The organism is Paraburkholderia sp. SIMBA_030 (assembly GCF_046535245.1).
Classification (GTDB): Bacteria; Pseudomonadota; Gammaproteobacteria; order Burkholderiales; family Burkholderiaceae; genus Paraburkholderia.
In genome coordinates, this window is the sequence record NZ_JAWRXB010000282.1 from 1 (window position 1) to 293 (window position 293).

At 64.8% G+C, this 293-nt stretch carries 1 protein-coding gene; it reads left to right on the top strand.

The window, feature by feature from the left end:
- On the top strand, window positions 1-293 hold a 293-nt coding region (locus tag SB772_RS40015), incomplete at both ends, for a PDZ domain-containing protein (RefSeq protein ID WP_410838519.1).

The window sequence follows — 293 nt, forward strand, 5'->3', positions numbered from 1 at the left end:
CCTCGTTGACCTCCTGTGGGAGATCCACGGCGAGCTCGGGACCTCCCACGCATATGTGAAACCCGCACTTGTCACCGAACCGGGCTGCACCGGCCAAGGAAGGCTCGGTGCCGAATTCCGGTTCGGCTCCCTGGGCTGGGAGATCACACGTATTTTGGCAGGTGAGTCCTCGGACCCCCTAGCGACCTCGCCCCTGACGCGACCGGGAGTCAACGCCAAGGTGGGCGACGTCTTGCTGGCGATCGACGGCGTCGAACTTTCCGCGGCTGTGACACCGGCCATGCAGTTGGTGG